Origin of the sequence: Pseudoalteromonas sp. A22, from assembly GCF_018141345.1 — a bacterium.
Lineage (GTDB): Bacteria > Pseudomonadota > Gammaproteobacteria > Enterobacterales > Alteromonadaceae > Pseudoalteromonas > Pseudoalteromonas maricaloris.
Genome location: NZ_CP047237.1, coordinates 278,862 through 303,011, shown reverse-complemented (window position 1 = coordinate 303,011; position 24,150 = coordinate 278,862). Strand labels below are relative to the sequence as shown.

Below are 24,150 nucleotides of genomic sequence, written 5' to 3'. Positions count from 1 at the left end.
AAAATGGGATTAATGATCCATTCAATGGGAGAGGTTCCCGCTAATGTGGAAAGATCCTTCTACATTTATCTATTAGATTATGGTTGGCAGGAGCCAATCCGCGATGCTTTATTTGAAAATTTTCATCTATTGGCAGATCACGCATCAAAAAATGATGCTGTAGTCTTTCAAGGTACTGTTGGGCATCATTTCACCGATGAAGTATTGTCATGGCACAGTGTCAATGGAATCGATGGTAAAGAGATTTTGCCAGCAATTTTGATTACTACTAGAAATCCACATGAATTTTCAGAACGTCGCATTGATCCAGCTGAACACAATATGCTACTTGTACCATTAAAAAATGTCTGTACAACAGCGACTGATGTAATTGGTGTTATGCAGAAAATAGTCGCGGATATAGCAGCTAAAAAGGAATTACCCGATTTTACAGTTGCACAGGAAATAAAAGCAGGTGAATCAGGTTCATTAGTGGATGCTTTAATTTTACAGCCTAATATCTCTGGTATTGGAGTTGACTTCAACAAGATTATTTCTTTGTTTAGGCGTAAGAAATCGGCACGCTACTAACAAAGCATTTAAGAGTGATTCTCAACGCTTGGCATTTTTCATTCCATTGTTGAGTTCAGTGTTTACGGTGGTACGGTTAGATTTTCGTGGTCGCGTTGTTCACACCATAATGCGGCGTTAAGTTGTAAAGGAGTTCAGTTGGAAAATCCCATTGGTGAAAAAGTATTAGAATTATTAGATGGCACTACTTTCAAAGGCTCAATCAGAGAAAACTTTGCATTAATGAATCACTATGTGGTGTTTGATACACAAAGGGCAATTTATGATTTGGTTGATCTAGGTCATGTCGGCTCAGCTAAAGCATTGTTAAGAGTGATCTTCGAAGCGAATGTTAAAGCAACATGGATATATCAGTGTGCCAGTGAAAAACAACTTGAACAGCTCCAAAAAGACGCTGTTAAATCCACGGTAAATAAGAAGCTATTCAATTTGGTGAGATGGTTGATGATGTCGAGAAAATGAATCCTAACCTGAAAGGTAAGCTAAAACAGTTTAAAGAAGAACACTGGAAAGGGTTAAATAGTTTAACTCATACGGGTGTTATGCAACTTAAAAGGTACTCATTAGCTTTTGAACAAAGTGGCTTAGAGACGGAAATTGAAACTATATTAGACTTTTCAAATCGAATGAGTATTAGTTCACTTGGTGATGTAGGGAAAATCACCAAGAATAAAGCAGCAATGCAAGTAAGTATTGATCTAATTAGTGCGCTGTAACTCGCTCTCGGCCATTCTTCAATAAATTTCTAAGTTATCCAGTTGCTTTTAAACAGCTTGTGTCAGCGTATCACAATGGCTTTATCAGATACGCGCTTAGCCTTTTTATCATCAACATGCAAAAACCAACTTGAGAGATAAACAGGCTCTTGTGCTAAATTGTAACTCCACTCAAGCTAAGTAAATTTTACGCAAATTATACGGCAACGAAATTTCGACAAGGATAGAATAAAAACATAGCGCAAGTTGGAGTCACTATGTTTTCCGAGAATGGATTTATTGCCAAGAACGAGTATCTCGTTAGTTTTCTGGTTTTGCTGTTAACCAGCGCCTTTGCCGTTGCCTTAGACTCGCTGTTACATTCGGCGATCAGTGTACTGTTGGTCTTACAGTTGGGCGTTGTTGTTGTTTCTCTCATCGCAAAACGTTGGATGGCACTGGGGGTGGCGGTTGTTAGCAGTCTAGTGTTCAACTTCTTCATCACAGAGCCCAGATACACGCTTCATATGAATAACACCGAAGACGTGGTCAATTTAGTGGTATTTATCGCGGTGGCATTAGCTACTAGCTATTTATCGAGCTATATCAAAGAGCAAAAGCAGCAGCTTTTAGTTGCGAACGTGCGCTCTAATATCTTGTTGTCGGTTTCTCATGATCTACGCACACCGCTCGCTGCGGTGATGGGCGCGCTCGAAACGCTAGAAACCTATCGCGATAAGTTAGACCAAGACGAGCAAAATGAGTTGTTGGGGTCGGCACGATCAGAAAGCCACCGTTTGTTTCGCTATATCGAAAATATTTTGCAAGCCACCAAGTTACAGCATCAAGGGGATGAGCTTTCGCTGTTGAAGCAACCTACGTCTATTGATGTCTTGATCGATAACGTGATTTTGCGGCTAGGCGCGCCATGCGTCTCGAGAATGCCACAGAATATGAGTCCAATTCTCACGATACAAGCTGCACTCATTGAACAAGCCCTGTTTAACTTAATTGAAAATGCAGTCACCTTTAGTCCCGATGGAGAGCGGGTTGAGATTTCCTTAGGAGAAACGCAGCAAGCGTTGTTGATATTTATTCAGGATAACGGCCCTGGGATCCCCGTTGCTCGGCAAAAGGAAGTCTTTACCGCCTTTAGTTCGTTTCGACAAAGCGCCAGCAAAGACGGTGGCAGTGGCTTAGGGCTGAGTGTGGCGAGAGGTATTATTCGTGCGCACGGCGGTGATATTCGCATTTTGCCGACGACGCAAGGCTGCACAATGGAAGTTAGTTTGCCAAAAGAGGAGGCACATTGATGACTCACACCATTTTATTGATTGACGATGAAGAAGAGATCCGTCGTTTTATCCGCTTAGCATTAAAAGCTGAAGGGCTGAATTATGTGGAAGCCAGCACCGGAAAGGAAGCCATGTCGGTGTTAAAAGGTGAGCTGCCAGACTTAGTAATCTTAGATCTCGGGCTACCTGATTTTGATGGATATAGCATTTTGAAGAAGATCCGAGAAACCAGCAAGCTACCTGTATTGATCTTAACTGCACGAGATCAAGAGGCTGAGAAGGTTAAACTGCTGGAGGGCGGCGCAAACGACTACCTGACGAAGCCTTTTAGCATCAAAGAGCTGGTGGTACGCGTTAAAGTGCTATTACGAGATTTAGTACCGAACAAACGCTTGCTCGCCATTGACTACGGCAAGTTGATGATAGATCTACAAAAGCATCAAGTCATTATGGATAACGCACCATTAGCACTATCGAAAAAGGAATTTGCACTACTTAGTATGCTTGCACAAAGAGCACAAGAATTAGTTAGTCAGCAAACCTTATTAAAGCAAATTTGGGGCGAAAGCCATGTGGAAGATAGTCACTATTTACGGATTGTGGTCAGCCAGTTACGTAAGAAACTCAGTGATGATGCTGCTACACCAAAAATCATAGAAACTGAGCCCGGGGTTGGTTATCGGTTTTTACTTTTACCGCTCAATAAGCATTTCTCATAACGGAGTATATAGAGGTTGTTATGGCACAATTTGTTGTAATTGGTTTAGGTCGATTTGGTTTTGCGGCTTGTTTGGAATTAAAGCGGCTTGGAAACAAAGTGATAGGGGTAGATAGTCGCGAACGTGTGGTGAACCAAGTTGTTGAGCATATTGATTATGCCACCTCTTTGGATGCGACCGATGAAACAGCATTACGCCAACTAGATATTACGAGAAGCAAAGCGGTACTGGTCGCTATTGGTGAAAACCTAGAAGCGAGCATTTTATGTGTACTGTCGCTAAAGAACTTAGGCGTTGAGCAAATTTGGGTTAAGGCCAGCTCAGAAGCGCATCATACAATTTTATCTCGTTTAGGCGTAACACGTGTGATCCACCCTGAAGAAGAAATGGGGATCAAGGTTGCACAAACACTGAATTACCCTATGGTGAATCAATATATGCAGTTGGGGCATGGCTTTTACATGGTGGAAGTCATCGTGAATAAATTAAGCTGCGGACAGTCTTTGGCGACGCTATTAAAGCGTGCAAAGGGCGAAATCAAGGCTGTGTTAGTGCAGCGCGGCAAAGCGTGTTATACCAATCCGGCTGAGTCATTTTTGATAAACGAAGATGATAAAGTGATCCTCAACGGTCAGTTAAAAGCGTTAAATTCTATCGCTCTAAAACTGGGGGCGTAATGAAAACATGGAGTCCCCACTATTACCCCTATCCAAATAGCAAGCCTAAAGCCCACAAAAAGCCGCTGAGGTTAAGCCCTCCAGCAGTTCTGTTTATTGGGTTTTGCGGGCTGATAGCTTTAGGTACTATGTTGCTGTTGCTACCGATAGCACACACCCAAGACATCAAAGTGATGCAAGCGTTATTTACTGCAACTTCCGCGGTAACGGTGACAGGACTTGCGGTATTGAGTACGCCAAATGATTTCACTACCTTTGGCCATCTCGTTATTGCCAGTCTTATTCAAATCGGTGGACTGGGGTTTATGACCATTACGGTTGTGGTGCTGCGGGGGATGGGGCAGCAAATGGACATTAGCAAACAACTGATCGCAAAAGAAAGCTTTGGCATAGCTCGATTTGATCAGTTGGTTGATACAGCCAAATGCGTGTTAGTTTATGCACTGATCATCGAATCGATTGGGTTTACCATTTTGCTTGCCCATTGGTATCAAACGTTACCACTTGGTGATGCGATAATGCAAAGCTTCTTCTACACCATTTCGGCTTTTAACAATGCGGGATTTGCATTGCATGATGACAGCCTAACCAGTTTTCGTGGTGATTGGGTCGTTAATCTTGTGATATCAGGGTTATTTGTGATTGGCGGACTTGGATTTGTGGTGTTAATGGATATAGTAAAACGACGCCGTTGGAGCCGGTTTGGATCTGCCACTAAGTTAGTGTTGATAGCAACAGTGGTGTTGAATGTGCTGGCATTTAGCTTATTTTGGCTTTTTGAAGCAAATAACCCAGAGACCCTTGGAAATTTGCCGTTGTCTGAGCAAGTGATCACTGCATGGATGCAAGCCGTGACGCCACGTACAGCGGGCTTTAACAGTATCGATTTTGCGCTGGTGAATGATGAAAGTACCGTACTGACCATTTGGTTAATGATAATAGGCGGCGGCTCTATGAGTACGGCCAGTGGTCTTAAAATAACCACAGTAGTGGTGCTATTAATGGCAACTTACGCTTATTTGAGACGAAGAGATCAAGTCGCTATCGGACACAGACAGATCTCGCCTGAAACGGTATTTAAGGCGCTTAGCCTCACCGTGGTTTACTTTTTTACCGTGATGCTCGCAACCCTTATTTTGACGATCACCGAGCAGGCAAATTTAACGGATATCACGTTTGAAGCCGTGTCGGCATTAGGCACGGTTGGCTTATCTCGAGGTATCACCGGCTCATTGTCTGAACCCGGTGAAGCGGTAATCATATTTTTAATGCTGATTGGACGCTTGGGGCCGTTAACCTTTCTATATTTGATCGCTCGCCCGAAACGGGAGAATTTGAAGTATGCAAAAGCGGAAATTCAGGTAGGATAAGCAAAAAATAACGGAAATCATGATGAAGTATCCCAAACCGTTGAAAGCGGGCAGTAAAATTGCGATCACTGCATTCTCAGCGGGCGTACCTGCTGCTATGCACGCGAGATTAGACAACGCTTTGGATTATCTCGCGCAACAAGGTTTTGAACTCGAGGTTGGTGAATGCCTGCGAGATAACCACAACTACGTTAGCGCGGATGTCAAAATCCGTGCTAATGAGCTTATGGGATACTTACTCGATGACACAATAGACGCGATTATGCCGCCATGGGGCGGTGCAATTGCAATGGATTTACTGACATTGCTTGATTGGGAAAAGTTGGCGCATGCTCCGCCAAAATGGCTCATCGGTTTCTCTGATGTCAGTACTTTGCTGAGCGCAGTGACTTGCAAACTAGGCTGGGCAAGTGTGCATGCAACTAACCTTATGCAATTAAATGTCCATCAACAAGACGCATTAACGGTTGGACTTTTTAACCATTTGAGGCGTGCGCCTAATGACTATTTTACGCAGTTTCCCTCGACACATTTTGAAGCTGAGCCACTCAATTTTGTTGATTTTCCCGATGCTGGATTTAACTTGTCCGCGAGCACTCAATGGCGTATTTTGGCCAATGGCAATCATCGTCAGCAGTTTGCTGGTCGATTATTAGGCGGCTGTTTGGATATTCACATGTTATTGGCTGGTACGGAATATTTTGATCTGGACGCTTTTTCACAGGCGCACCCTGATGAGTCGATTATCTTATATTTTGAAAATGGTGAAATGCCGCCAGCGGCATACTATCGTGCGCTGCAAAGTATTAATTTACGAGGTTGGTTTTCGAAAGTCGCTGGAGTTTTGATTGGTCGAAATCCAGAGCCACTAGCAAAAGATAGCGACTGGACGCACCTAGATGCATTGCAAAAAGTCTTTACTGGTTGCGATTTCCCCGTGCTATACGATGTGGATATAGGCCATCAAGCGCCGAATTTAACGCTGATTAACGGCGCTTATGCCGAAGTGACTGTTGGCGATACCTTTACTATTACACAGACATTAATATGAATCTAGAATATAAAGTCGGCTCGATAGATGACCTCCTTGCGATAGAAAACCAAATTCCTGAATTTGCCACGCCAAGAAAGGGTGAGGAAGTCGTAGACAAACTGCGAGATAAACAACATTTATTGCTGGTGGCATACGCTCAAGGTATGCCTGTTGGATATAAGCTGGGCCACGAACTGCCAAGCAACGAGTTTTATAGCTGGTTAGGCGCGGTCATCCCCGAATATCGTGGCAAAGGTATTGCCAAGCAGTTGTTGGTGATGCAAGAAACTTGGTGCAAAGCGCAAGGCTATAGCGCCATTAGAGTAAAGTCGAGAAACCTATTCAAAAACATGCTATTGATGTTAATAAGCCGCGATTACCAGATTGTAAAATGTGAACAAATCAACGGCTCATCGGATTGCAAAATTCACTTTTATAAGCAATTACAATAAAGCCTAACCTTTGATATTAGGCTTTATTGTTATCAGATGAGCTGGTGGCGCTTCGTCGCCATATTCCTGCTAATATTGAGCCACTGACATTATGCCAAATAGAAAATAGGGTACCTGCTACGGCCGCTGCAGGAGTGAAGAACTTCATAGCAAGCGCGACGGCAAGCCCCGAGTTTTGCATACCCACCTCAAAGGCCATGGTGCGACATACCTTCTCGTCAAAACCGAGCCGTTTCGGAATGAAATAGCCCAAAAGTAGCCCTGTAGTATTGTGCAGGATCACTGCAACCAGCATAACGAGCCCGATGCTTTGAAGTTTTGGTTGATTAAGAGCAACGATCACCGCAATGATAAAAATGATTGAAAGCATTGAAAGTAAAGGCAGTATCGGAGTTGTTTTGATAACAGAATGCGCCAGTGGCTTGGCAAGCAAGGTATTGAAAGCAACGCCCACAGCCACAGGAAATAGCACAATTTTTAGCAGGCTCGCCAACATATCAGAAAACTGAATATCAACCACCTGGCCTATCATCAATGTGGTTAGTAGTGGCGTTAAGAACACGCCGAGTAAAGTACTAATCGCGGTCATAGAAATCGATAACGCGACATCTCCTTTGGCGAGATAACACAAAACGTTACTTGCCGTGCCGCCAGCAACCGTGCCTACTAAAATCATTCCAATTAATAGGTCAGTTTCTAAGCTCATGGTGGTTGCAATTAAGTAGGCAACACTCGGCATCACAGTAAATTGAAGCAGCACGCTAACGCAAATGGCTTTTTTATTGTCGAGCACGCGTAAAAAGTCTTTTGTAGTGAGGGTTAACCCCATTGTCAGCATGATCAACATTAATAACGGAATAATACTGCCTTTAAACGCGCTAAATAGAGTTGGAAAAAGATAAGCGGTTACTGAGCAAATAATGGCCCAAAGAGGGAATAGTTGTACGATTCTTGTCATCATATTTTTACTTTATTTTTCTCTAGATATTAACGAAATTTTCGTCAAACACCTAACTCCAGAGATCTGGCTCGTGGGCGTTAATGGTTATCTTAGGTAAAACAATTTGTTACATTTTACGAATTTATAGTTGGGCCCGTTTGAGGGAATTAGGTATAGTCGTTACTACGAAAATGATAAGTAGAAAATAGGAATAAAAAATGAAGGAAAGTATGCTCAGTAGCAAAATGGTTAAAGGTTGGAGGGGGTAATCTTATTTCATGGAAACAAAACTGCTAAAGATAAAATTAAATTTGAATACTCGCCCTCAAGTGGATGAATTACTTGCTTATATGCAGGATAATATCGCGTTTCCAAGGGAAGAAATGCGACAGAAAGGCTACTTTTGGGATTCCGTATTTTTTGCTGAAGAAGGCGGAAGAGAGTATCTTTATATTGTAATAAAGTCCGAAGACTTTAGCTGTATTATGATGGATGAATCTGAGCTAATTTGTACACCTTTTCGTGAAGTGTATGAGCGTTTTAGAAAAGCATGTTGGTCAACAGAGCCATATCAAGATATCGAAGCGTTGGCGTGTTTCAATTCACACATGGAGTTTGACTCTGTCGAACCCGGTAAATAAGTAAAAAAGGGTTATACTTTTGCACCGCTTTTACTATAGAGCAACGCCGCAAAAATAATGACACTGCCAATACCAAGGCGAACGAGGTCAGCTTCTCGGTTCCAAATCAGCAAATTGACAATTATCCCAGCTGGGATCAGCACATTGTTCATTACCGCGAGTTCACCCACCGAGACGCGGGTCAGTCCTAAGTTCCAGACGTAATATCCTACGCCTGAAGCAATCAAGCCTAAATAAATCAGTATTCCCCATTGTAGATTAGTACTTGGGAGTTGCTGGGTATTGCCGAATAACATAAATCCAACGGCGAGCACGAGGGACGCACCAATAAAGAAAAAACCGAAACTTTGATGGTGTACCAGCTGGTAATGGTTACTTAAGCGTTTGTAACTTACTTGGCCTATCGCAAAGCAAAGGTTTGCGCCTTGTACTAGTAGCAAGCCAAAAAGGTAGTCGCTAGTAAGCTCAGTAAATCTAATGGTGATTGCACCAACGATAGCTATGAGCGCAGACAGCAAGAAGGTGGCATTGAACGAGCGGTTTAGTAAGTCATTGAGTGCAGTAATATAGATGGGTGTCATCACAGTGAATAGCAACACTTCAGGGACGCTTAGGTATAAAAAAGAATGATAGTAAAAGCCATACATCAGACCAATCTGTATTGCACCGATTGCCATCAGCTTGATTATCAACTCTTTATTCACTGAACTCAATCTCAAAAATGGAATAAACACAATTGCTGCAAGTAAGGTTCTAGATAAAGCGCTAAACCAAGCATCGACTTGGCCTGCTAAATAAACACCAATCAAAGAGAATGAGAACGCCCAAAGTAAAGTAACAATCCAAAGTAATGGCATAGACAATTCATTGTAGTTTTTAATTTCGCGATTGTATCACGAGCGTAGCAGAAATAGACCATTCGAAAAAAGCGATGATAACAATCATTATAATGTGATTTTAATTTATGATTATTCACATAGAATGACTCGTGTATTCACACTTACATCCCTTCATTGTTTTACCCATGATGTGTTTGGCCGCCGCTGCGGCCTTTTTTTATTTAACCTGAGGTTTGGATAAGGAATGTTCCAACTCATTGTTGCTAAAGCACAACTTAGTTTTCTCCTTGTCTAGCCAGAGAGTTTTAGGGAAACACCGCTTCCGCGTCCTGCTCTCGCTAAGGTACCTACATCCTGTAGGCAAGGCGAATTTACGCACCAATAGCTGGCTATTGGAAGTGAATTCAACGCAGTTAGCGCTAAAACTGGCTGCTAGAAAGGCATTAATTATCCGCAGCTCAGGTTATTTAGTCTATTATTTCGATACTCTCTATAGCTTGTCTCTTCACCGTTTATATCACTTCTCATGAACTTGCTCGATTTAATGCATTCTGAACCTCTTGTGAATTTTATGTTTTTTATGAGTTAAAATAATTGAATTTTTTATTTTTATTGTGTAGTTTGATTTTTAACCAAGGTTTCTTGGTTGTTAACATAATAAATATAAGGAGATCAAGGTGAAACAAAAAATAACTAAGATACTTGCAGCTACTGCATTAGTTGGCACCTGCAGCGTTGGTGCAACAGAGTTGAATTGCGACCTACAAGTGAAAAGAGGTGGCAACGTCATCGGTAACGGACAAACCTGCTTTGGTATGGACTTCTCATTTGGCAACTCAACTACAGGTAAGTTCTACTTAACGAATATCAGCAAACCGATTAATAAAGTGATTTGGAATGGTGATGCTAGCTGCTCTGGTGGTGTTGAATGTGCACTCACGGTTTATGCGTATCAAACACATGCAGCAACGGCGACTATTTTATACAAAGATGGCACATACGAAGAAACGAATGTATCACGTATCTCGTATGAAACTGGTCACTAACTGGTCACTAAAAGTTACTTAACTTATTCTTAATTAAAGGAAATAATAATGAAATCAACATTAATTGCTTCAGTATTGGTTGTACTAGGTGGTCTGTCTTTTAGTTCACAAGCGGCAGATTTAAAATGCTCTTTGAACGTGAAATCAGGCGGTAATGTGTGGGGTAACAATACTAGCTATTGTTCTGGAATTGATTTTTCTTTCGGTAATTCAACTTCTGGTAAGTTCTATATCGCAAATGCCACTAAAGCGATTAGTAAAGTAATTTGGAATGGTGATGCGAGCTGCAGCGGTGGTACGACGTGTAACATGACCATTCGTGCTTATCGTCAGTACAATGCGACTGCAACTATTCTTTATACTGATGGTACATACGAGACGACAAACTCTGCTCATATTGATTATGAAACAGGGTTCTAAGCCTCGACTTTTATAATAAAATAGCGGGAAAGCCTTTTCCCGCTTTAGGTATTAACCTAACAAAGCCTCAGGGTTGAAGAAAGAAAACCGTTCAGACACATCTATACGCGTTGGCATAAAGGGCATGACACCTTTGTGTTCACAAGTAAACGCACCGCATTTCACAGCAAAGCTAAGTGCCTTTTTTACGGTTGGGAAGTTTTGTACTAGCGTATCTTTTGAGATCTCATGTTGGCTGAGTTGAAATAGAAACCCAGCCATTAAGCTATCCCCAGCGCCGGTTGTATCAACCGCATCAATAGTAGGAGAGGCGATGGAATAAAAGTCTTTAGCTGTTAATACACTGCAAGGATTTGGCCCATCGCTTGAGATCACCGCTTGTACGCCGACACTAAGTAACCAATCTAAATAGCTAGCTTCTTTCATGTTCTTTTCTTCAGCAAGATATCTCAGCTCATCTTTACTCACTTTTAATATGTCGACATAGGGGTAGCAAGCCTCTATACGTTCGGATAAGCAAGATAAGTCCTGCCATAGATTCAAGCGCAGGTTAACATCAAATGAAATTAATTGATTGTGAGCCACAGCAGACTTTAGTAATGCCATGGTGGTACTTGTCACTTCTGCATCGGTAAGCGTGTTTGAGCAAAAATGAAATATCCCGTGATCTGGCCATTGCAAATGCTCAAAGTCTTTTGGGCGGATTGCGATATCAGCGGTATTGTCGCGGTAAAACGAAAAGCTTCGTTCTCCTTGAGCGTCTAGGTGGACGATGGCCAAGGCGGTTTGCGCTCCACTTATGGATACACAATATTCTGTTCCAACAGCATATAACGCCAAGGTTGATTTTAATTGCAGCGAAAAGGGATCTTCAGCGAAGCCTCCCACAAACCGAGCACTGCCACCAAGTTTAGCAAAGCCTACCGCCACATTCGCTGGAGCGCCGCCAGCAATAGGTTTAAAGCTACCGTCGCCGGTAGGTAACAAATCGATAAGCATCTCGCCAAAACATGTTAATTGCATAACTACTACCCCTAATTAGAAACGGTATTTTAAAGTGACAGACGTAGTTCTGCCGTTAATACTGCGAGCGCGAATAATATTGTTAGTTGGAATTACGCCTTCCTCGGCTTCTGTTAATCCAGTGGTATCAAAGAGATTGTTTACGTTTAACGCGATATTGAAGCGTTCAGTCAGATCATAACTTGCAAACGCGTTGACCTGAGTGTAACCGTCAAATTTTAACTCGTTGTTGTCTTGTGCGTACGCGTCAGTGGTGCCGATGAGGCTTAAACCGATAGCACCTTGATCGAAGTTATATTTACCCAATAAGGAATAAACAAAGTCAGCTTGCCGCCTTGGCGTGTTACCCTCGACTACGGGAGTGAGTGCATCTTTTGCGATTTCAGCATCAGTCCAAGTTAAGCTACCTCGTAAGTCGAAGGAGCCAATAAAATAGACACCTTCAAGTTCAATACCTTGTGCTTCGTATTGCCTGTCAAAGAACTTTTGGCTGGTTGCCTCAAAGTTTTGCTCTTCTGTTTCGGCGTAAAACAAAGTTGCAAATAGACGACCTTGTTCAAACTTTTGTTTGATACCAAATTCATATTGTGTCACTTCATCCACAGCATCTTCATCAGCAACACTGCCATCAATATTCACTTTACCGAACAATAGTCTGTCTGCATTTGCACGACCGCCCTCACTGAATCTGCCGAATATGGCGCTGCTTGAGGTCATTTGGTAGTTTGCGCCAACAGAGTAACTTGTGTAGCTCCAATCGTAATTAACTACATTGGGGTTAGCGAGATCGATGGCTGCAACTTGCTCCTCCGGCTTTGATATAGTGCCATCACGGTTGATATCTACACGAGATGTTACAGCACCTGCAAATGTACCTGTCGCTTTACCTGAATCATGACGCACACTCGCATCAACTGAAATATCGCCGAGCTTTGTTGAAAAGGCGATATATGGGGCACGAGTATCGTATTCAGTGTTGTAGTTGCGCTGACAGCAATTTCCCCAATAGGGCGTACCGTAGGCATATAATCCGTTTTCAGAATATGCTGTGCCATCCGCAGCGGCCACGTTGACAAGCGCTGCGTTATCTCCTTTAACCTCGAGCAAGTATGAATTCCATAACCAAGACATATTGATATTTTGCGATGACATGAAATAGCCGAAGGTGAGTGACGTGTCAGTACCAAATGATTTGGTGAGCTTTAGGTCGTTCATGATGTTGTCGAAATCATTCATTTCCACTTCGAAGGTATGAACGCGCATTAGCAGTGCTTGATTGAACGCTTGAGCCGCTTTTGGTCCGTTGGCAAAGGTGAGTGTTGCACCTGTACCGGCTATGCTCTCGGCAATTGCTTGGCTATTAGCGACCTCGGCAGGGAAAGGCGACATAAATGTGCCTGAGATACTCGACTTTCTGGACCTGTTTTCGATTTGCCAGTTATTACCTAGTTCGAAATTTGCTTCAAAGCCGATACTATCAACAACAGGGTGCATTCCGTCTCGCATATCCCCTTGACGAATTTGATTGTTACCACCTAAGCCTTGCGTGGCGGTGAAATAAACAGAGTGAGGTGTATCTGACAGGACATCAAAGCCGCTGATGGAGTCACCATTAGAATACATAGGCATAGGAAGGTAGCCTGCTGTTTTATCATCAAGGTGTTTTATATACAAACGAACGTAGCCACTTTCAAATTCCTTGGTGATATTGGCTTTGAGTTGGCCGCCTTTATTTGCGGTATAGCTGGTGTCACGTGGGCCTTCACCTTGTCGCACAAAGCCACCAATATGAAATTTTATGTCGTCACTTAAATAACTCCCATACTCAAAATCAGTTCTAAACTCGTCATAATCTAAACCAAACGTGGTGGCAACACTGCCTGACTCATTTTCACCCGTTTTTGAAATCAAGTTAATAATGCCTCCGGGAGCGTCGCTGGCGGCAGTCGAAGCCGAGCCACCACGAATAGACTCAATTGACTCCACGGTATTATCAAGGCGCATGAAAATATCGGCGTTACCAAAAGCAATGTCACCAAACTGCAAAATAGGCAAGCCATCTTCTTGTAGCTGCAAAAATTTAGCGCCACCGGATGCGACAGGAAGACCACGTACAGCGATATTTGCATTACCTTCACCACCGGTTGATTCTGATCTTACACCAGGAATTAGTTTGAATGCTTCAGCGGTAGTTCTGGGGGTTGCAACAGAGATTTGCTCCAGCCCTATGCTGCTAACAGAAACACTCGATTCCATAATGGTTGTTCGCTTTGGAACACCCGTTACGACTATTTTCTCGAAGCCATCGGCAGGTTTTGTGTGTGCTTTTTCTTCAGCGGCCGCCGGGTGAGAGATTGCAAGCGTGAGTGCGCTGAGTGTAAATAGGGTGGTTTTGATTGTTGTCATCATTTGCCTCTTGTTATCGTTGTCAAACTCGTGCGGTCTATTAAAAATAAGCTTAATCGATTAAGCTTATTTTTAGCACAATTTAATTTGGTTGCAATTAAAAATTAATCAATAATTCAAACAAAATTTTAATGCTTTGGTTTTTATGAATTTTAACCCGCGAAAAATTTGTGGTCGGAAGGGTTACACTCGTTGCAACTTAGCGTTTTTGCTCAATGGTAAGCGGGCAGGGTCCTTTAACCAGTTGTACAACATGGCCGCAAAGAGTAAAAATGCAAACCCAGTCGCAAGTATAAAGCCATAGCTAACATGGCCAAAGTAATCGCTTACCATGCCCATCAGAAGTGGTGCTAGCGCAGCAGAAAGCGCGGTGAAGAACAACATCACACCAGCAACAGAGCCATGCTGAGCTTTGTCAAAACAAGAGATCCCTTTTGAGTTTAATGTTGGGTAAATCATAGACATAAATAAACCGCTTAGCGGGAGCGTATAGATAGCGGCATTAACACCATAAAGATAAGTTAAAAAATAGCATACAAATATAGCAAAGCTCAGCGTTAGCATTACGCTTTGCCAACGATACTTAGCGAGTAACCATACAGCCATAAAGCGACCTATTGCACGCAAAATAAAAAAGATGGTGAGCGCATAAGTTGCAAGCCAAGTTAAATCACCTTGGTAATCCTGTAATAAAGTGGGCATCCAGACATAAATTGCGACTTCAGTTGCAACGTAGAGTGCTATGGCGAGGGAAAAGCCAAGTGCATATTTGTTCTTGAGCATCGCTGCCGTGTGAGATAGGCCTGCATTGTTTTGTGCATTTGCGGTATTAAATTTGGGAAAGTCAGTGCTTAAAGTCACGATACTGAGTATTAAGCACAGCCCACCAGCAAGCACATAAAGATAGGTCCAACTCACCCCCTGTATCAATAGATAACTGACAATTGCAGGGCCAATTATCGCGCCGATGGCAAAGAAGCCTTCGACTTTATTCATGGTTTGAGTATGTTCTTGTGCGCCGTCAGAAATGTCACCTAGAAGGGCGAGGGCCCCTGTTTTAAATAGGCCAATGGCTAATCCAATAACACATAAAAGCATTAAAAACATGGTGAAAGTTTCACCCAGTGCGAACAGAAAACATGCGGATGAAAATAGTATGAGGCCAATTAACACCGTGAGCTTACGGCCTATTTTATCTGCCAAAAACCCTAAACATAAGCCGCTAAAGGCAATTAAAATCATTGGCGCATAGTGAAAGGCGCTGGCCTGGGTCATGCTAAGTTGATATTCGCTGATCAGTGTTGGGATGATCACGCCAACGGCGTCTGATGTCATCGCAAACATCAAAAACATCATATAAGTTAACCAGCGCAACGTGTTGAGCTGAGTGTGATTCGACTTGCTGCTCATTGTTCACCTCTTGAAGGGCTTTGTTATGTAGCTGGTCTACTTCTTTACATAAGACTGAGTGTAATACTAATCTGCAGTAAGCGAATTATTTTTAGTAGAACGCTACGATAAAACTTGATTATTGTTTGTTCATGATTAAAGATATAACTTAATCGATTAAGTCTCAACTTTTTTAATGAGTAAATTATGAAAAACCAAGTTCAGTTGATCACGTATGCTGATCGCCTGTCTGGCGGCGGCCTTGCACAATTAAATACGTTACTAACGGGCCCGTTAGCTGGACTATTTGGTGGTGTCCACATTTTGCCTTTTTACTATCCAATTGATGGTAGTGATGCAGGTTTTGACCCGATTGACCATGCTAAAGTCGACGAACGATTGGGTGATTGGCAACATATTAAGTTGATTGCCGAGCACTGTGAGGTAATGGCAGATCTTATTGTTAACCATGTATCAGGAGAGTCAGCAGAATTTGCAGACGTGCTGGCTCATGGCCAAAAGTCACCGTTTTGGTCGATGTTTTTAAAAGAGAAAGATGTCTTTCCTAATGGGATTACGCAAGCACAAGCGCAAGCAATTTATCGTCCGAGGCCGGGAAGTTGCTTTTCTAAAAAGGCGTTAGCGAGTGGCGAAATTGTGGATTTTTGGACCACTTTTACTGATAACCAAATTGATATTAATGTTGAGTCAGAAGCGGGACGCGCTTATTTAGAAAAAGTTTTAACATTGTTTGCAGACAGTGGAGTGAAAATTATTCGACTAGATGCCGCAGGATATGCAATCAAACGCGCAAATACCAGCTGTTTTATGACTGATGAGGCCTTTGCTTTTATTAATCAATTATCTAAGCGCGCCAATGAGCTTGGCATGGAAACCATTGCCGAAATTCACAGTTATTACAAAACTCAAGTAGAGGTTGCCAGCAAAGTCGACCGTGTTTATGACTTTGCGCTCCCTCCGCTTATTTTACACAGTTTATTCAATAAAGATTTTTCGGCTTTAGCCAAGTGGTTGGACATTGCACCGCGTAATTGTCTAACCGTGCTGGATACTCATGACGGAATTGGCATTATTGATGCAGGGCCTGAAGAGGATAAACCAGGGTTACTCGATGCTAATCAAATTGATGCTTTGGTTGAGCAGATCCATAGCAACAGTAAAGGCCAAAGTCGCAAGGCAACCGGCACGGCAGCGAGCAATGTCGACTTGTATCAAGTCAATTGCAGTTATTATGAAGCCTTAGGGAAGCATGATTTTTATTATTTGGTAGCAAGAGCAGTTCAGTTCTTTTGCCCTGGAGTACCACAAGTTTATTACGGTGGTCTATTGGCGATGGAAAATGACATGGTGCTCCTAGAAAAAAGTAATGTTGGACGCGATATCAACCGCCCTTATTTGGATGTAGCGATGGTGGAAGCCGCACTCGATAAACCTGTCGTGAAGGGTCTGCAAACACTAATTAAACTGCGTAATACTTGCTGCGCATTTGATGGCAATTTTGCATTAACATGCCAAGACTCAAGTCTGGTTATAACTTGGGAGGGCTATAATGCCAAAGCGGAGTTGCGAGTTGATCTCGCAAAAGATGAAGCCATGATTAAAACTTCTGAAAACGCCACAGAGCAGAGCTATAACATTCAATCGCTGCTTTCCTAACCATAGCTAGGAGCCAAAGTTGCGCGTAGAAAGCTCGCTTTAAGTACCTCAACATCGATTATCCTTGGTAGCGGCTCGCAATCTTAGGCGAGCTGCTATGTATAGATAAATATCAACAAAGCGTAATTGACATAGTGGATTAGCTATATAACAATAAGGTTATATAATTAATTTGTTATGCGATGATGAAGATACTTTTTCTTTGTTCTGGAAACTCAACGCGGTCAATTTTAGCACAGGCGCTAGCTAACTTTCATGGCGGTTCGGATGTTCATGCCTATAGTGCAGGCACTAAGCCAAGCACGGTGAATGCGACTACGCTTTCAATGCTACGCCGTTTAGGGATTAATACGGACAATCTGTACAGTAAACACCTCAATGAGTATAAGGACGAACACTTTGATGTGGTGGTAACTTTATGCTCTGAAGTGCAATCTGAATGCGAAGGTAAACTGCAAGGAGAACATGTCCTTGCGTGGGATATTGCGAGTCCAGCTGAGCGAAGCCGCAATAACGCTTATGAGCAAACCTTGTTCGACATCAATGAACAAGTTATTTCCCTACTACGCGAAGGTAAGCCACAACATACGCTACTTACACCCTTGCAATTTTATAAATCCCTAGCGGATGAGATCCGCTTAAAAACGCTTGCCATGTTGATGGTGGAAGGTGAGCTATGTGTTTGCGAGCTAATGGCTGCGCTTGAACAAGATAGCCAACCCAAGGTTTCACGGCATTTAGCGCAGCTGAAGAAGGCTGGAATTCTATGTGATCGCAAGCAAAAACAATGGGTATTTTATTCTATAAACCCAACACTACCGCTATGGATGAAGGCGGTGATAAACGCCACGGTTATGCATCAACCAGATTATATAAAAGCTGAGTTAGTGAGGCTAAATGCGATGGGCGAACGGCCAACACGCATGGCAACTTGCTGTAACTAATAATTAGATTTTGGAGTTCTTATGACGATTAAAGTAGGGATAAATGGTTTTGGTCGAATGGGGCGTTTGGCGCTTCGCGCTAGCTTTGACTGGCCTGAAATCGAGTTTGTACAAATTAACGATCCTGCGGGCAATGCAGAAACCCTAGCACACTTGCTAGAGTTTGATTCTGTCCATGGTAAATGGCATCACAGTGTGTCTTTTCAAGATGAACAGATCCAAATAGTTGAAACTGTGTTGTCGGTGACTCAAAACAAAGAGATTGCGCAAACCGACTGGTCTCAATGTGACGTCGTGATCGAAGCATCCGGAAAAATGAAAACCAAAGCTTTGCTGCAACAGTATTTAGATCAAGGCGTTAAGCGTGTTGTTGTTACGGCACCGGTAAAAGAAGAAGGCGTATTGAATATTGTGATGGGAGTGAATGACCATCTATACGACGACATGCCCCACCAAATTGTTACGGCCGCTTCTTGTACCACGAACTGTTTAGCACCAGTCGTAAAAGTATTGCAACAAAATATCGGCATAAAACACGGTTCGATGACAACTATTCATGACATCACCAACACGCAAACCATTTTGGATGCGCCACATAAGGATTTACGCCGCGCGCGGGCCTGTGGCATGAGTTTAATTCCGACAACAACGGGTTCAGCGACTGCTATTACCCATATCTTTCCTGAATTAAAAGGTAAGCTAAATGGTCACGCCGTTCGTGTTCCATTGGCGAATGCTTCATTAACAGACTGCGTGTTCGAGGTCGAACGGCCAACCACAGTGGAAGAGATTAACCACTGGATGGCGCAAGCTGCTGCTAATGAGCTTAACGGAATTTTAGGTTATGAATCAAGACCATTAGTTTCTATTGACTATAAAACGGATCCTCGCTCTAGTATCGTCGATGCGTTATCTACAATGGTAGTTAATGGTACTCAGGTTAAGTTGTATGTGTGGTATGACAACGAGTGGGGCTATGCAAATCGTACCGCGGAATTAGTACGTAAAGTCGGATTGTCGTTAGGCGAATAAGACATTATGCAGCTGCGCAATATACCTCAAGATATCAAGCAGTACCTCATTGTGACAGGCAACTATTGGGCGTTTACCTTAACGGATGGTGCGCTCAGAATGTTGGTGGTGCTTTACTTTCATCAATTGGGTTATAACCCGCTTGAAATTGCCATGCTATTTCTCTTCTATGAAATTTTTGGTGTTATCACCAATTTAATTGGAGGATGGCTTGGCGCACGCATTGGCTTAAACCGCACCATGAATATTGGGTTAGGCATACAAATAGTGGCATTATTGATGTTGGTAGCACCAACGCACTGGCTCACCGTGCCTTATGTTATGGCGGCACAGGCGCTCTCAGGTATTGCCAAAGATCTCAATAAAATGAGTGCCAAAAGTGCGATAAAGGCCATCGTAAAATCGGGTGAAGAAGGGACCTTGTTTAAATGGGTAGCAATACTTACCGGCTCTAAAAATGCGCTAAAAGGCGTCGGATTTTTTCTTGGCGGGTTGTTGCTTACCTTACTTGGCTTTACCGGCGCGATGTGGTTGATGGCAATCATGTTGCTATTAGTGTGGCTATTTAGCCTTATCAGCTTAAAAAGCGATTTAGGCAAGGCTAAAAGCAAACCCAAATTTAGTGATGTATTTTCAAAAAGCCGAGCAATTAATATGCTGTCTGCCGCGCGATTGTTTTTATTTGCCGCACGGGATGTTTGGTTTGTGGTTGCGCTTCCTGTCTTTTTATCGCAGCAGTTCGGTTGGGATCATTGGTGGGTTGGTGGCTTTATGGCTACTTGGGTCATCGGTTATGGCATCGTGCAATCAACAACTCCTAGATTTATTAGTCGTGATACGTTTGCATCAACACCAAGTAAAGTCAGCGGATGGGCGTTGTATTTGGCAGCTATTCCGCTGTTGATTGCTATCTCACTTCAAGCGCAGCTCTGGACAAGCTTAGCCGTAGTAGGTGGACTTTTGCTCTTTGGTTTTGTGTTTGCTATCAATTCATCTCTTCACAGCTATCTTATTGTGAGTTTGGCCGATAGTGATGGAGTGTCACTTGATGTGGGCTTCTATTATATGGCGAACGCTATCGGGCGATTACTCGGTACCGTGCTATCAGGTTGGATCTTTTTGGAGTATGGCTTGGTGGCTTGTTTAGTGGTATCAAGTGTGATGTTGTTGTTAGCAGGGATCATTTCCTGCCGATTACCCAGGCGCGTCTAATTGATAGGGGGCAATTAACAGCTCTGCCCCATTTTTAAGGTATAGCTAAGCATTACTTTATCATCGCTTTTATCCAAGAAGAGTTTGGCTGCTTCTCGGCCTTTTTCTTCACTATTTTGATGAATGGTAGTTAGGCTGGGGCTAAAGCGTAGCGCTTCATCAACGCCATCAAAACCAACGACTTTAAGCTCCTGCGGTATCTTTACACCAAGTTTTTTGGCTTCTCTTAACAGCGGTAGTGCAATTAAGTCACTCATACACAGTACGGTATTAGGCCTTGGTGAGAGGTTAAGTAGTTCTTTTGCGGCGATATTTGCAAACCTTTCGCTGCTTTCAGGAATATTCCACACTCTGTCCTCGCCAAGTGTTAACCCACGCTCTTCAATGGCTTTGAGATATCCGCTATAACGCTGATGCGCAATAGAAGTCTCTAAGTCTATTAGGCTCTGCTCGTATACGCGGCATAGCAAATCGGTGTCTAATAATCTCAAACCAAAAATAGCAACATCACTATTGTCGTTTAGTGCTTTACTCGCTACATCAAAGGCGGCTTGTTGGTTGTCGATATTAATACTGGCATGTGAGGGCAAATCAAAGTCAACAGTCACAACCTGTTTGCTAACATTCGCAAGATGCTCGATTAACTTGGGATTACGCGGGCGGCCATAACAAATTAAGCCGTCGACGAAATCGACAATGTCTCCGACATTATCTGCGGTGCCTGAGAACAGTAGTAGGTTAATATGCTGAGCTTCTAAAACGCTTGCAACGCCTCGCATAAAGCTACTTGCAACGGGATCAGATACCATATATTCAACGCTATCGGGTAGTACCAGCGCGACAATGTTAAACGAGCCCTTACGCAGCGATTGGGCTGCCTTGTTAGGCCCAAAATAACCCAATTCTTTACAGGCTTTTAAAATTTCTTCTCGTTTGGATTTAGAGAGTTGATCTGGTCTGTTAAAAGCATTCGATACAGTTGCATTTGACACACCTAATTCCGCCGCAATGCTTTTGAGCGTCCATTTTTTTTTGTCGTTACTCATTGGCAGGACCCCTTAATACAGTCAGGCATATGGCAATGGTTTAGCTCATCTTAACTAGTAAACACCTTAAATAACAAGCAATAATAGATTATTGTCGCAATCTAGTTTAAAGAAAATAGTCAATGAGGTATGATGCGCCATACTTTTATTGCAAATTGTTCTCATAATCAATGACATTAGATAAACTTTCCAAAAATAGCGCAGCGACCATTACTTCTCTTACCCATCCAGATACTGCGTTACTGAGTCGAATAATGGCACTTGGAATTATTCCTGGTGAGCAAATAGAAGTCATTAACGTCGCCCCACTTGGATGCCCGATGCAAGTGAAAATTGGTGACACCTTTGTGAGTGTGCGTAAGGCCGACGCACAGTTCGTTGAAATTGAAGTTTTATAAGTTATTAAGGGCTCACGTATGAAAATTGCGTTAGTGGGCAACCCGAACTGCGGGAAAACCACATTATTTAACCGCCTGACCGGCTCTAAACAAAAAGTAGGGAATTGGCCAGGGGTAACTGTCGAGAAAAAATTCGGCTATTTTGCTTTAGAAAACACAAACGTAGAATTGGTAGATTTACCCGGGCTCTATAGCATGGAACAAATTGAGCCAAGCCAAGATGAGCAAATCGCGTGTGACTTCCTAAAGCAAAATGAAGCCGATGTCATCATTAACATCGTGGATGCCGCAAACTTACAGCGAAATCTAGTATTAACTTCCCAGCTGAAAGAATTAGGCAAACCTATTCTCGTTGTTGCAAATATGGTTGATGTCGCAACACAGCGTGGGAGAACGTTAGATTTAAAAAGACTCTCTGAACAGTTAGGGTTACCTGTAGTGCCATTCCACGGTGCTAAAGGTACAGGGCAAGAAGCGTTGTTGGAACAACTCGCACAGATCACTCGTTTTCCAAAAGCACCTGAGACGGCAAACACCGAGAGTGCCAGCAGCGATCCCCTCGAAAAAGCGGTTGCTCGTCACCAAGCAGTGAAAAAATTGGCTGATGGCGTAAGTATCATTACGCCAAAACGTGCAGATACGACAGAAACGCTTGATAAAATCGTGCTCAACCGCTGGCTTGGTGTACCTATTTTCTTAGCCATGATGTATTTAATGTTTACCATTGCGGTGAATGTTGGTGCTGTATTTATCGACTTTTTTGACATCGCCGTGGGCGCCTTACTTATCGATGGTGTAAAAATCTTGCTGGCAGATATTGGCGCACCTCAATGGCTAGGTGTGTTATTGGCTGATGGTTTTGGTGCGGGTATTCAATTAGTGGCGACCTTCATCCCTGTTATTGCGGTGCTGTATCTGTGCTTATCCATTTTGGAAGACAGTGGTTATCTTTCTCGGGCCGCGTTTGTTATTGACCGTTTGATGTCATCCATTGGTCTACCTGGCAATGCTTTTGTACCTTTGATCGTTGGATTCGGCTGTAATGTGCCTGCGGTTATGGCGTCAAGAACGATGGGTCGAGAGTCCGATAGATTACTGACGATTATTATGGCGCCATTTATGTCCTGCGGCGCACGTTTGACGGTATATGCGTTATTTGCAGCGGCTTTCTTTCCAACGAACGGAGCCAATGTTGTTTTTGGTCTGTATTTGCTTGGCATATTGGTCGCGGTAGGTTCTGGCTTTTTATTTAGAAAGCAAGTATTCAAAACGCAAAAATTACCCTCATTTACCGAGATGCCAGCGTATCATATGCCAATTTGGCGCAATATATTCATTACCACTTGGCAGCGTCTGAGCGGCTTTATCAAACGTGCTGGCAAAACAATTGTCATGGTGGTTATTTTACTCAGTGCATTAAACTCGGTTGGTACCGACGGTTCGTTTGGCAATGAGAATACAGATAAGTCACTTTTGGCGAAGGCTGCACAAGTGGTCACGCCAATCTTTGAGCCAATTGGGTTAAAAGAGGAAAACTGGCCTGCTACGGTTGGTGTTGTGACTGGTATGTTTGCCAAAGAAGCCATCGTCGGTACTTTAGATGCGCTTTATACCGGTGCCGAAGAGGAAGGTGGAGAGTTTTCATTGTTGGCTTCGTTAAAAGAAGCGTTGATGACCATAGTAGACAATAGTAAAGATCTTATCGCAAACCTTGGTGATCCACTAGGACTTAACGAATTAGAGTCAGGCGCTGAAAGTGGCACTGCGCTACTTACGGCAATGGCTGCGAAATTTAATGGTCAAATCGGTGCATTTAGTTATCTTGTCTTTATCTTACTTTATACCCCTTGTGTAGCGGTATTAGGTGCAATTAAACGTGAATCTGGCGGTAAGTGGATGTGGCTTGTTATTGGCTGGACGACTTCAATTGCTTATATTATGGCGACTTTAGTTTACCAAGCTAGTCAGTTAAGCACCTCGCCAACGAGTGCTTCGCTTTGGATTATAGCGATGTTGTTGTTTGGATTTACATGGTGGAAAGGATTATCCAGACTGGGTAATAAACTTAACCAACCACCAACCTATCAGATAAATTTAGGTTAGTTATTCAAAAGCTTGGTTAATTGAGCGGCGCTTAGAGCGCCGTTTTTTATGTTTTGGTATCAAGCAAAAAAAAGCAGTGTTAACTGAGTCAACACTGCCAACAACTCTAAATCAATCAAGGGGAGTCTTCGTAAAGGAGGTTACACCGCTTTATTGACGGAAGGGTGACGCAATAATGAAAGATTTATGACTGTGAAAATTTCACTTTGCTTCTTGCTAAAAA

At 42.8% G+C, this 24,150-nt stretch carries 24 protein-coding genes; 18 read left to right on the top strand and 6 right to left on the bottom strand.

From position 1 onward, the window contains the following. Positions 1–3 precede the first annotated feature (3 nt). From GSF04_RS01270 to GSF04_RS01230, 9 genes are all read left to right on the top strand, one after another. Positions 4–570 (top strand): hypothetical protein, encoded by a 567-nt coding sequence (locus tag GSF04_RS01270; RefSeq protein ID WP_211857207.1) that lies wholly within the window; start codon positions 4–6, stop codon positions 568–570. A 138-nt stretch (positions 571–708) separates the two neighbouring features. Continuing rightward, complete coding sequence (locus GSF04_RS01265; RefSeq protein WP_211857205.1) at positions 709–1,032, top strand: hypothetical protein; 324 nt, start codon at positions 709–711, stop codon at positions 1,030–1,032. Next, positions 1,029–1,286: a hypothetical protein gene (locus tag GSF04_RS01260; RefSeq protein ID WP_211857203.1), complete on the top strand. Its 258-nt coding sequence runs from the start codon at positions 1,029–1,031 to the stop codon at positions 1,284–1,286. Before GSF04_RS01265 ends, GSF04_RS01260 begins: the two co-directional genes overlap by 4 nt. Before the next feature lie 257 nt (positions 1,287–1,543). Then, complete coding sequence (locus GSF04_RS01255; RefSeq protein WP_069019517.1) at positions 1,544–2,578, top strand: ATP-binding protein; 1,035 nt, start codon at positions 1,544–1,546, stop codon at positions 2,576–2,578. Continuing rightward, on the top strand, positions 2,578–3,279 hold the full coding sequence (locus GSF04_RS01250) for a response regulator transcription factor (protein ID WP_211857202.1): 702 nt from the start codon (positions 2,578–2,580) through the stop codon (positions 3,277–3,279). Before GSF04_RS01255 ends, GSF04_RS01250 begins: the two co-directional genes overlap by 1 nt. Positions 3,280–3,299: 20 nt before the next feature. After that, complete coding sequence (locus GSF04_RS01245; protein ID WP_039494977.1) at positions 3,300–3,956, top strand: TrkA family potassium uptake protein; 657 nt, start codon at positions 3,300–3,302, stop codon at positions 3,954–3,956. Then, positions 3,956–5,326: a TrkH family potassium uptake protein gene (locus GSF04_RS01240; protein WP_211857201.1), complete on the top strand. Its 1,371-nt coding sequence runs from the start codon at positions 3,956–3,958 to the stop codon at positions 5,324–5,326. The genes GSF04_RS01245 and GSF04_RS01240 overlap by 1 nt, the downstream gene beginning before the upstream one ends. Before the next feature lie 19 nt (positions 5,327–5,345). Then, entirely contained in the window at positions 5,346–6,377 is a 1,032-nt protein-coding gene (locus tag GSF04_RS01235) for a S66 peptidase family protein (protein WP_249122355.1), read from the top strand. After that, the gene (locus GSF04_RS01230) at positions 6,374–6,811 is read left to right on the top strand and encodes a GNAT family N-acetyltransferase (RefSeq protein ID WP_211857200.1); all 438 of its coding nucleotides are present in this window, start codon (positions 6,374–6,376) and stop codon (positions 6,809–6,811) included. Before GSF04_RS01235 ends, GSF04_RS01230 begins: the two co-directional genes overlap by 4 nt. A 16-nt stretch (positions 6,812–6,827) precedes the next feature. On the opposite strand, the gene GSF04_RS01225 is transcribed toward GSF04_RS01230, so the two are convergent. After that, positions 6,828–7,772 carry a bile acid:sodium symporter family protein gene (locus tag GSF04_RS01225; RefSeq protein ID WP_211857199.1) on the bottom strand — a complete coding sequence of 315 codons (945 nt, stop codon included), beginning with the start codon at positions 7,770–7,772 and terminating at the stop codon, positions 6,828–6,830. Between the two features lie 257 nt (positions 7,773–8,029). On the opposite strand from GSF04_RS01225, the gene GSF04_RS01220 reads away from it, so the two are divergent. Continuing rightward, complete coding sequence (locus tag GSF04_RS01220) at positions 8,030–8,392, top strand: DUF6176 family protein (protein WP_211857198.1); 363 nt, start codon at positions 8,030–8,032, stop codon at positions 8,390–8,392. Positions 8,393–8,403: 11 nt separating this feature from the next. Here GSF04_RS01220 and GSF04_RS01215 read toward each other — a convergent pair whose 3' ends face one another. Beyond that, positions 8,404–9,249 carry an EamA family transporter gene (locus GSF04_RS01215; RefSeq protein WP_211857196.1) on the bottom strand — a complete coding sequence of 282 codons (846 nt, stop codon included), beginning with the start codon at positions 9,247–9,249 and terminating at the stop codon, positions 8,404–8,406. A 659-nt stretch (positions 9,250–9,908) separates the two neighbouring features. Here GSF04_RS01215 and GSF04_RS01210 point away from each other — a divergent pair. Beyond that, positions 9,909–10,277 (top strand): hypothetical protein, encoded by a 369-nt coding sequence (locus GSF04_RS01210; RefSeq protein ID WP_211857194.1) that lies wholly within the window; start codon positions 9,909–9,911, stop codon positions 10,275–10,277. Positions 10,278–10,325: 48 nt separating this feature from the next. Continuing rightward, positions 10,326–10,697 carry a hypothetical protein gene (locus GSF04_RS01205; RefSeq protein WP_010605294.1) on the top strand — a complete coding sequence of 124 codons (372 nt, stop codon included), beginning with the start codon at positions 10,326–10,328 and terminating at the stop codon, positions 10,695–10,697. Between the two features lie 51 nt (positions 10,698–10,748). On the opposite strand, the gene GSF04_RS01200 is transcribed toward GSF04_RS01205, so the two are convergent. The 3 genes from GSF04_RS01200 to GSF04_RS01190 all read right to left on the bottom strand — a co-directional run bounded on the left by GSF04_RS01200 (position 10,749) and on the right by GSF04_RS01190 (position 15,536). Next, positions 10,749–11,720, bottom strand: a complete 972-nt coding sequence (locus tag GSF04_RS01200) for a carbohydrate kinase (RefSeq protein ID WP_211857192.1) — start codon at positions 11,718–11,720, stop codon at positions 10,749–10,751. A 15-nt stretch (positions 11,721–11,735) separates the two neighbouring features. Beyond that, entirely contained in the window at positions 11,736–14,126 is a 2,391-nt protein-coding gene (locus GSF04_RS01195) for a TonB-dependent receptor (protein ID WP_211857462.1), read from the bottom strand. 183 nt (positions 14,127–14,309) lie between these two features. Further along, positions 14,310–15,536, bottom strand: a complete 1,227-nt coding sequence (locus GSF04_RS01190; protein ID WP_211857190.1) for an MFS transporter — start codon at positions 15,534–15,536, stop codon at positions 14,310–14,312. A 186-nt stretch (positions 15,537–15,722) separates the two neighbouring features. On the opposite strand from GSF04_RS01190, the gene gtfA reads away from it, so the two are divergent. From gtfA to arsJ, 4 genes are all read left to right on the top strand, one after another. Next, on the top strand, positions 15,723–17,192 hold the full coding sequence (gene gtfA / locus GSF04_RS01185) for a sucrose phosphorylase (protein WP_211857188.1): 1,470 nt from the start codon (positions 15,723–15,725) through the stop codon (positions 17,190–17,192). 182 nt (positions 17,193–17,374) lie between these two features. Further along, the gene (locus tag GSF04_RS01180; protein ID WP_223193521.1) at positions 17,375–18,136 is read left to right on the top strand and encodes a metalloregulator ArsR/SmtB family transcription factor; all 762 of its coding nucleotides are present in this window, start codon (positions 17,375–17,377) and stop codon (positions 18,134–18,136) included. 21 nt (positions 18,137–18,157) lie between these two features. Continuing rightward, positions 18,158–19,168, top strand: a complete 1,011-nt coding sequence (locus GSF04_RS01175; RefSeq protein WP_211857186.1) for an ArsJ-associated glyceraldehyde-3-phosphate dehydrogenase — start codon at positions 18,158–18,160, stop codon at positions 19,166–19,168. Between the two features lie 6 nt (positions 19,169–19,174). Beyond that, entirely contained in the window at positions 19,175–20,380 is a 1,206-nt protein-coding gene (gene arsJ / locus GSF04_RS01170; protein WP_211857184.1) for an organoarsenical effux MFS transporter ArsJ, read from the top strand. A gap of 14 nt (positions 20,381–20,394) precedes the next feature. Here arsJ and GSF04_RS01165 read toward each other — a convergent pair whose 3' ends face one another. After that, positions 20,395–21,426: a LacI family DNA-binding transcriptional regulator gene (locus GSF04_RS01165; RefSeq protein ID WP_211857182.1), complete on the bottom strand. Its 1,032-nt coding sequence runs from the start codon at positions 21,424–21,426 to the stop codon at positions 20,395–20,397. Between the two features lie 170 nt (positions 21,427–21,596). Here GSF04_RS01165 and GSF04_RS01160 point away from each other — a divergent pair, with 170 nt between their 5' ends. Further along, on the top strand, positions 21,597–21,824 hold the full coding sequence (locus GSF04_RS01160) for a FeoA family protein (RefSeq protein ID WP_010605304.1): 228 nt from the start codon (positions 21,597–21,599) through the stop codon (positions 21,822–21,824). An 18-nt stretch (positions 21,825–21,842) separates the two neighbouring features. Next, a complete protein-coding gene (gene feoB, locus GSF04_RS01155) occupies positions 21,843–23,927 on the top strand; it encodes a ferrous iron transport protein B (RefSeq protein WP_211857180.1) in 2,085 nt (694 codons plus the stop codon). The last annotated feature ends 223 nt before the right edge of the window (positions 23,928–24,150 follow it).

What these genes read in the sequence shown, in the direction of transcription:
- GSF04_RS01230 (WP_211857200.1), top strand. Translation starts at nt 6,374, where the DNA reads ATGAATCTAGAATATAAAGTCGGCTCGATAGATGACCTCCTTGCGATA.
- GSF04_RS01245 (WP_039494977.1), top strand. Translation starts at nt 3,300, where the DNA reads ATGGCACAATTTGTTGTAATTGGTTTAGGTCGATTTGGTTTTGCGGCT.
- GSF04_RS01205 (WP_010605294.1), top strand. Translation starts at nt 10,326, where the DNA reads ATGAAATCAACATTAATTGCTTCAGTATTGGTTGTACTAGGTGGTCTG.
- arsJ (WP_211857184.1), top strand. Translation starts at nt 19,175, where the DNA reads ATGCAGCTGCGCAATATACCTCAAGATATCAAGCAGTACCTCATTGTG.
- GSF04_RS01190 (WP_211857190.1), bottom strand. Translation starts at nt 15,536, where the DNA reads ATGAGCAGCAAGTCGAATCACACTCAGCTCAACACGTTGCGCTGGTTA.
- GSF04_RS01165 (WP_211857182.1), bottom strand. Translation starts at nt 21,426, where the DNA reads ATGAGTAACGACAAAAAAAAATGGACGCTCAAAAGCATTGCGGCGGAA.
- GSF04_RS01160 (WP_010605304.1), top strand. Translation starts at nt 21,597, where the DNA reads ATGACATTAGATAAACTTTCCAAAAATAGCGCAGCGACCATTACTTCT.
- GSF04_RS01175 (WP_211857186.1), top strand. Translation starts at nt 18,158, where the DNA reads ATGACGATTAAAGTAGGGATAAATGGTTTTGGTCGAATGGGGCGTTTG.
- GSF04_RS01270 (WP_211857207.1), top strand. Translation starts at nt 4, where the DNA reads ATGGGATTAATGATCCATTCAATGGGAGAGGTTCCCGCTAATGTGGAA.
- feoB (WP_211857180.1), top strand. Translation starts at nt 21,843, where the DNA reads ATGAAAATTGCGTTAGTGGGCAACCCGAACTGCGGGAAAACCACATTA.
- GSF04_RS01195 (WP_211857462.1), bottom strand. Translation starts at nt 14,126, where the DNA reads ATGACAACAATCAAAACCACCCTATTTACACTCAGCGCACTCACGCTT.
- GSF04_RS01200 (WP_211857192.1), bottom strand. Translation starts at nt 11,720, where the DNA reads ATGCAATTAACATGTTTTGGCGAGATGCTTATCGATTTGTTACCTACC.
- GSF04_RS01215 (WP_211857196.1), bottom strand. Translation starts at nt 9,249, where the DNA reads ATGCCATTACTTTGGATTGTTACTTTACTTTGGGCGTTCTCATTCTCT.
- GSF04_RS01255 (WP_069019517.1), top strand. Translation starts at nt 1,544, where the DNA reads ATGTTTTCCGAGAATGGATTTATTGCCAAGAACGAGTATCTCGTTAGT.
- GSF04_RS01225 (WP_211857199.1), bottom strand. Translation starts at nt 7,772, where the DNA reads ATGATGACAAGAATCGTACAACTATTCCCTCTTTGGGCCATTATTTGC.
- GSF04_RS01260 (WP_211857203.1), top strand. Translation starts at nt 1,029, where the DNA reads ATGAATCCTAACCTGAAAGGTAAGCTAAAACAGTTTAAAGAAGAACAC.
- GSF04_RS01220 (WP_211857198.1), top strand. Translation starts at nt 8,030, where the DNA reads ATGGAAACAAAACTGCTAAAGATAAAATTAAATTTGAATACTCGCCCT.
- GSF04_RS01240 (WP_211857201.1), top strand. Translation starts at nt 3,956, where the DNA reads ATGAAAACATGGAGTCCCCACTATTACCCCTATCCAAATAGCAAGCCT.
- GSF04_RS01180 (WP_223193521.1), top strand. Translation starts at nt 17,375, where the DNA reads ATGATGAAGATACTTTTTCTTTGTTCTGGAAACTCAACGCGGTCAATT.
- gtfA (WP_211857188.1), top strand. Translation starts at nt 15,723, where the DNA reads ATGAAAAACCAAGTTCAGTTGATCACGTATGCTGATCGCCTGTCTGGC.
- GSF04_RS01235 (WP_249122355.1), top strand. Translation starts at nt 5,346, where the DNA reads ATGATGAAGTATCCCAAACCGTTGAAAGCGGGCAGTAAAATTGCGATC.
- GSF04_RS01250 (WP_211857202.1), top strand. Translation starts at nt 2,578, where the DNA reads ATGACTCACACCATTTTATTGATTGACGATGAAGAAGAGATCCGTCGT.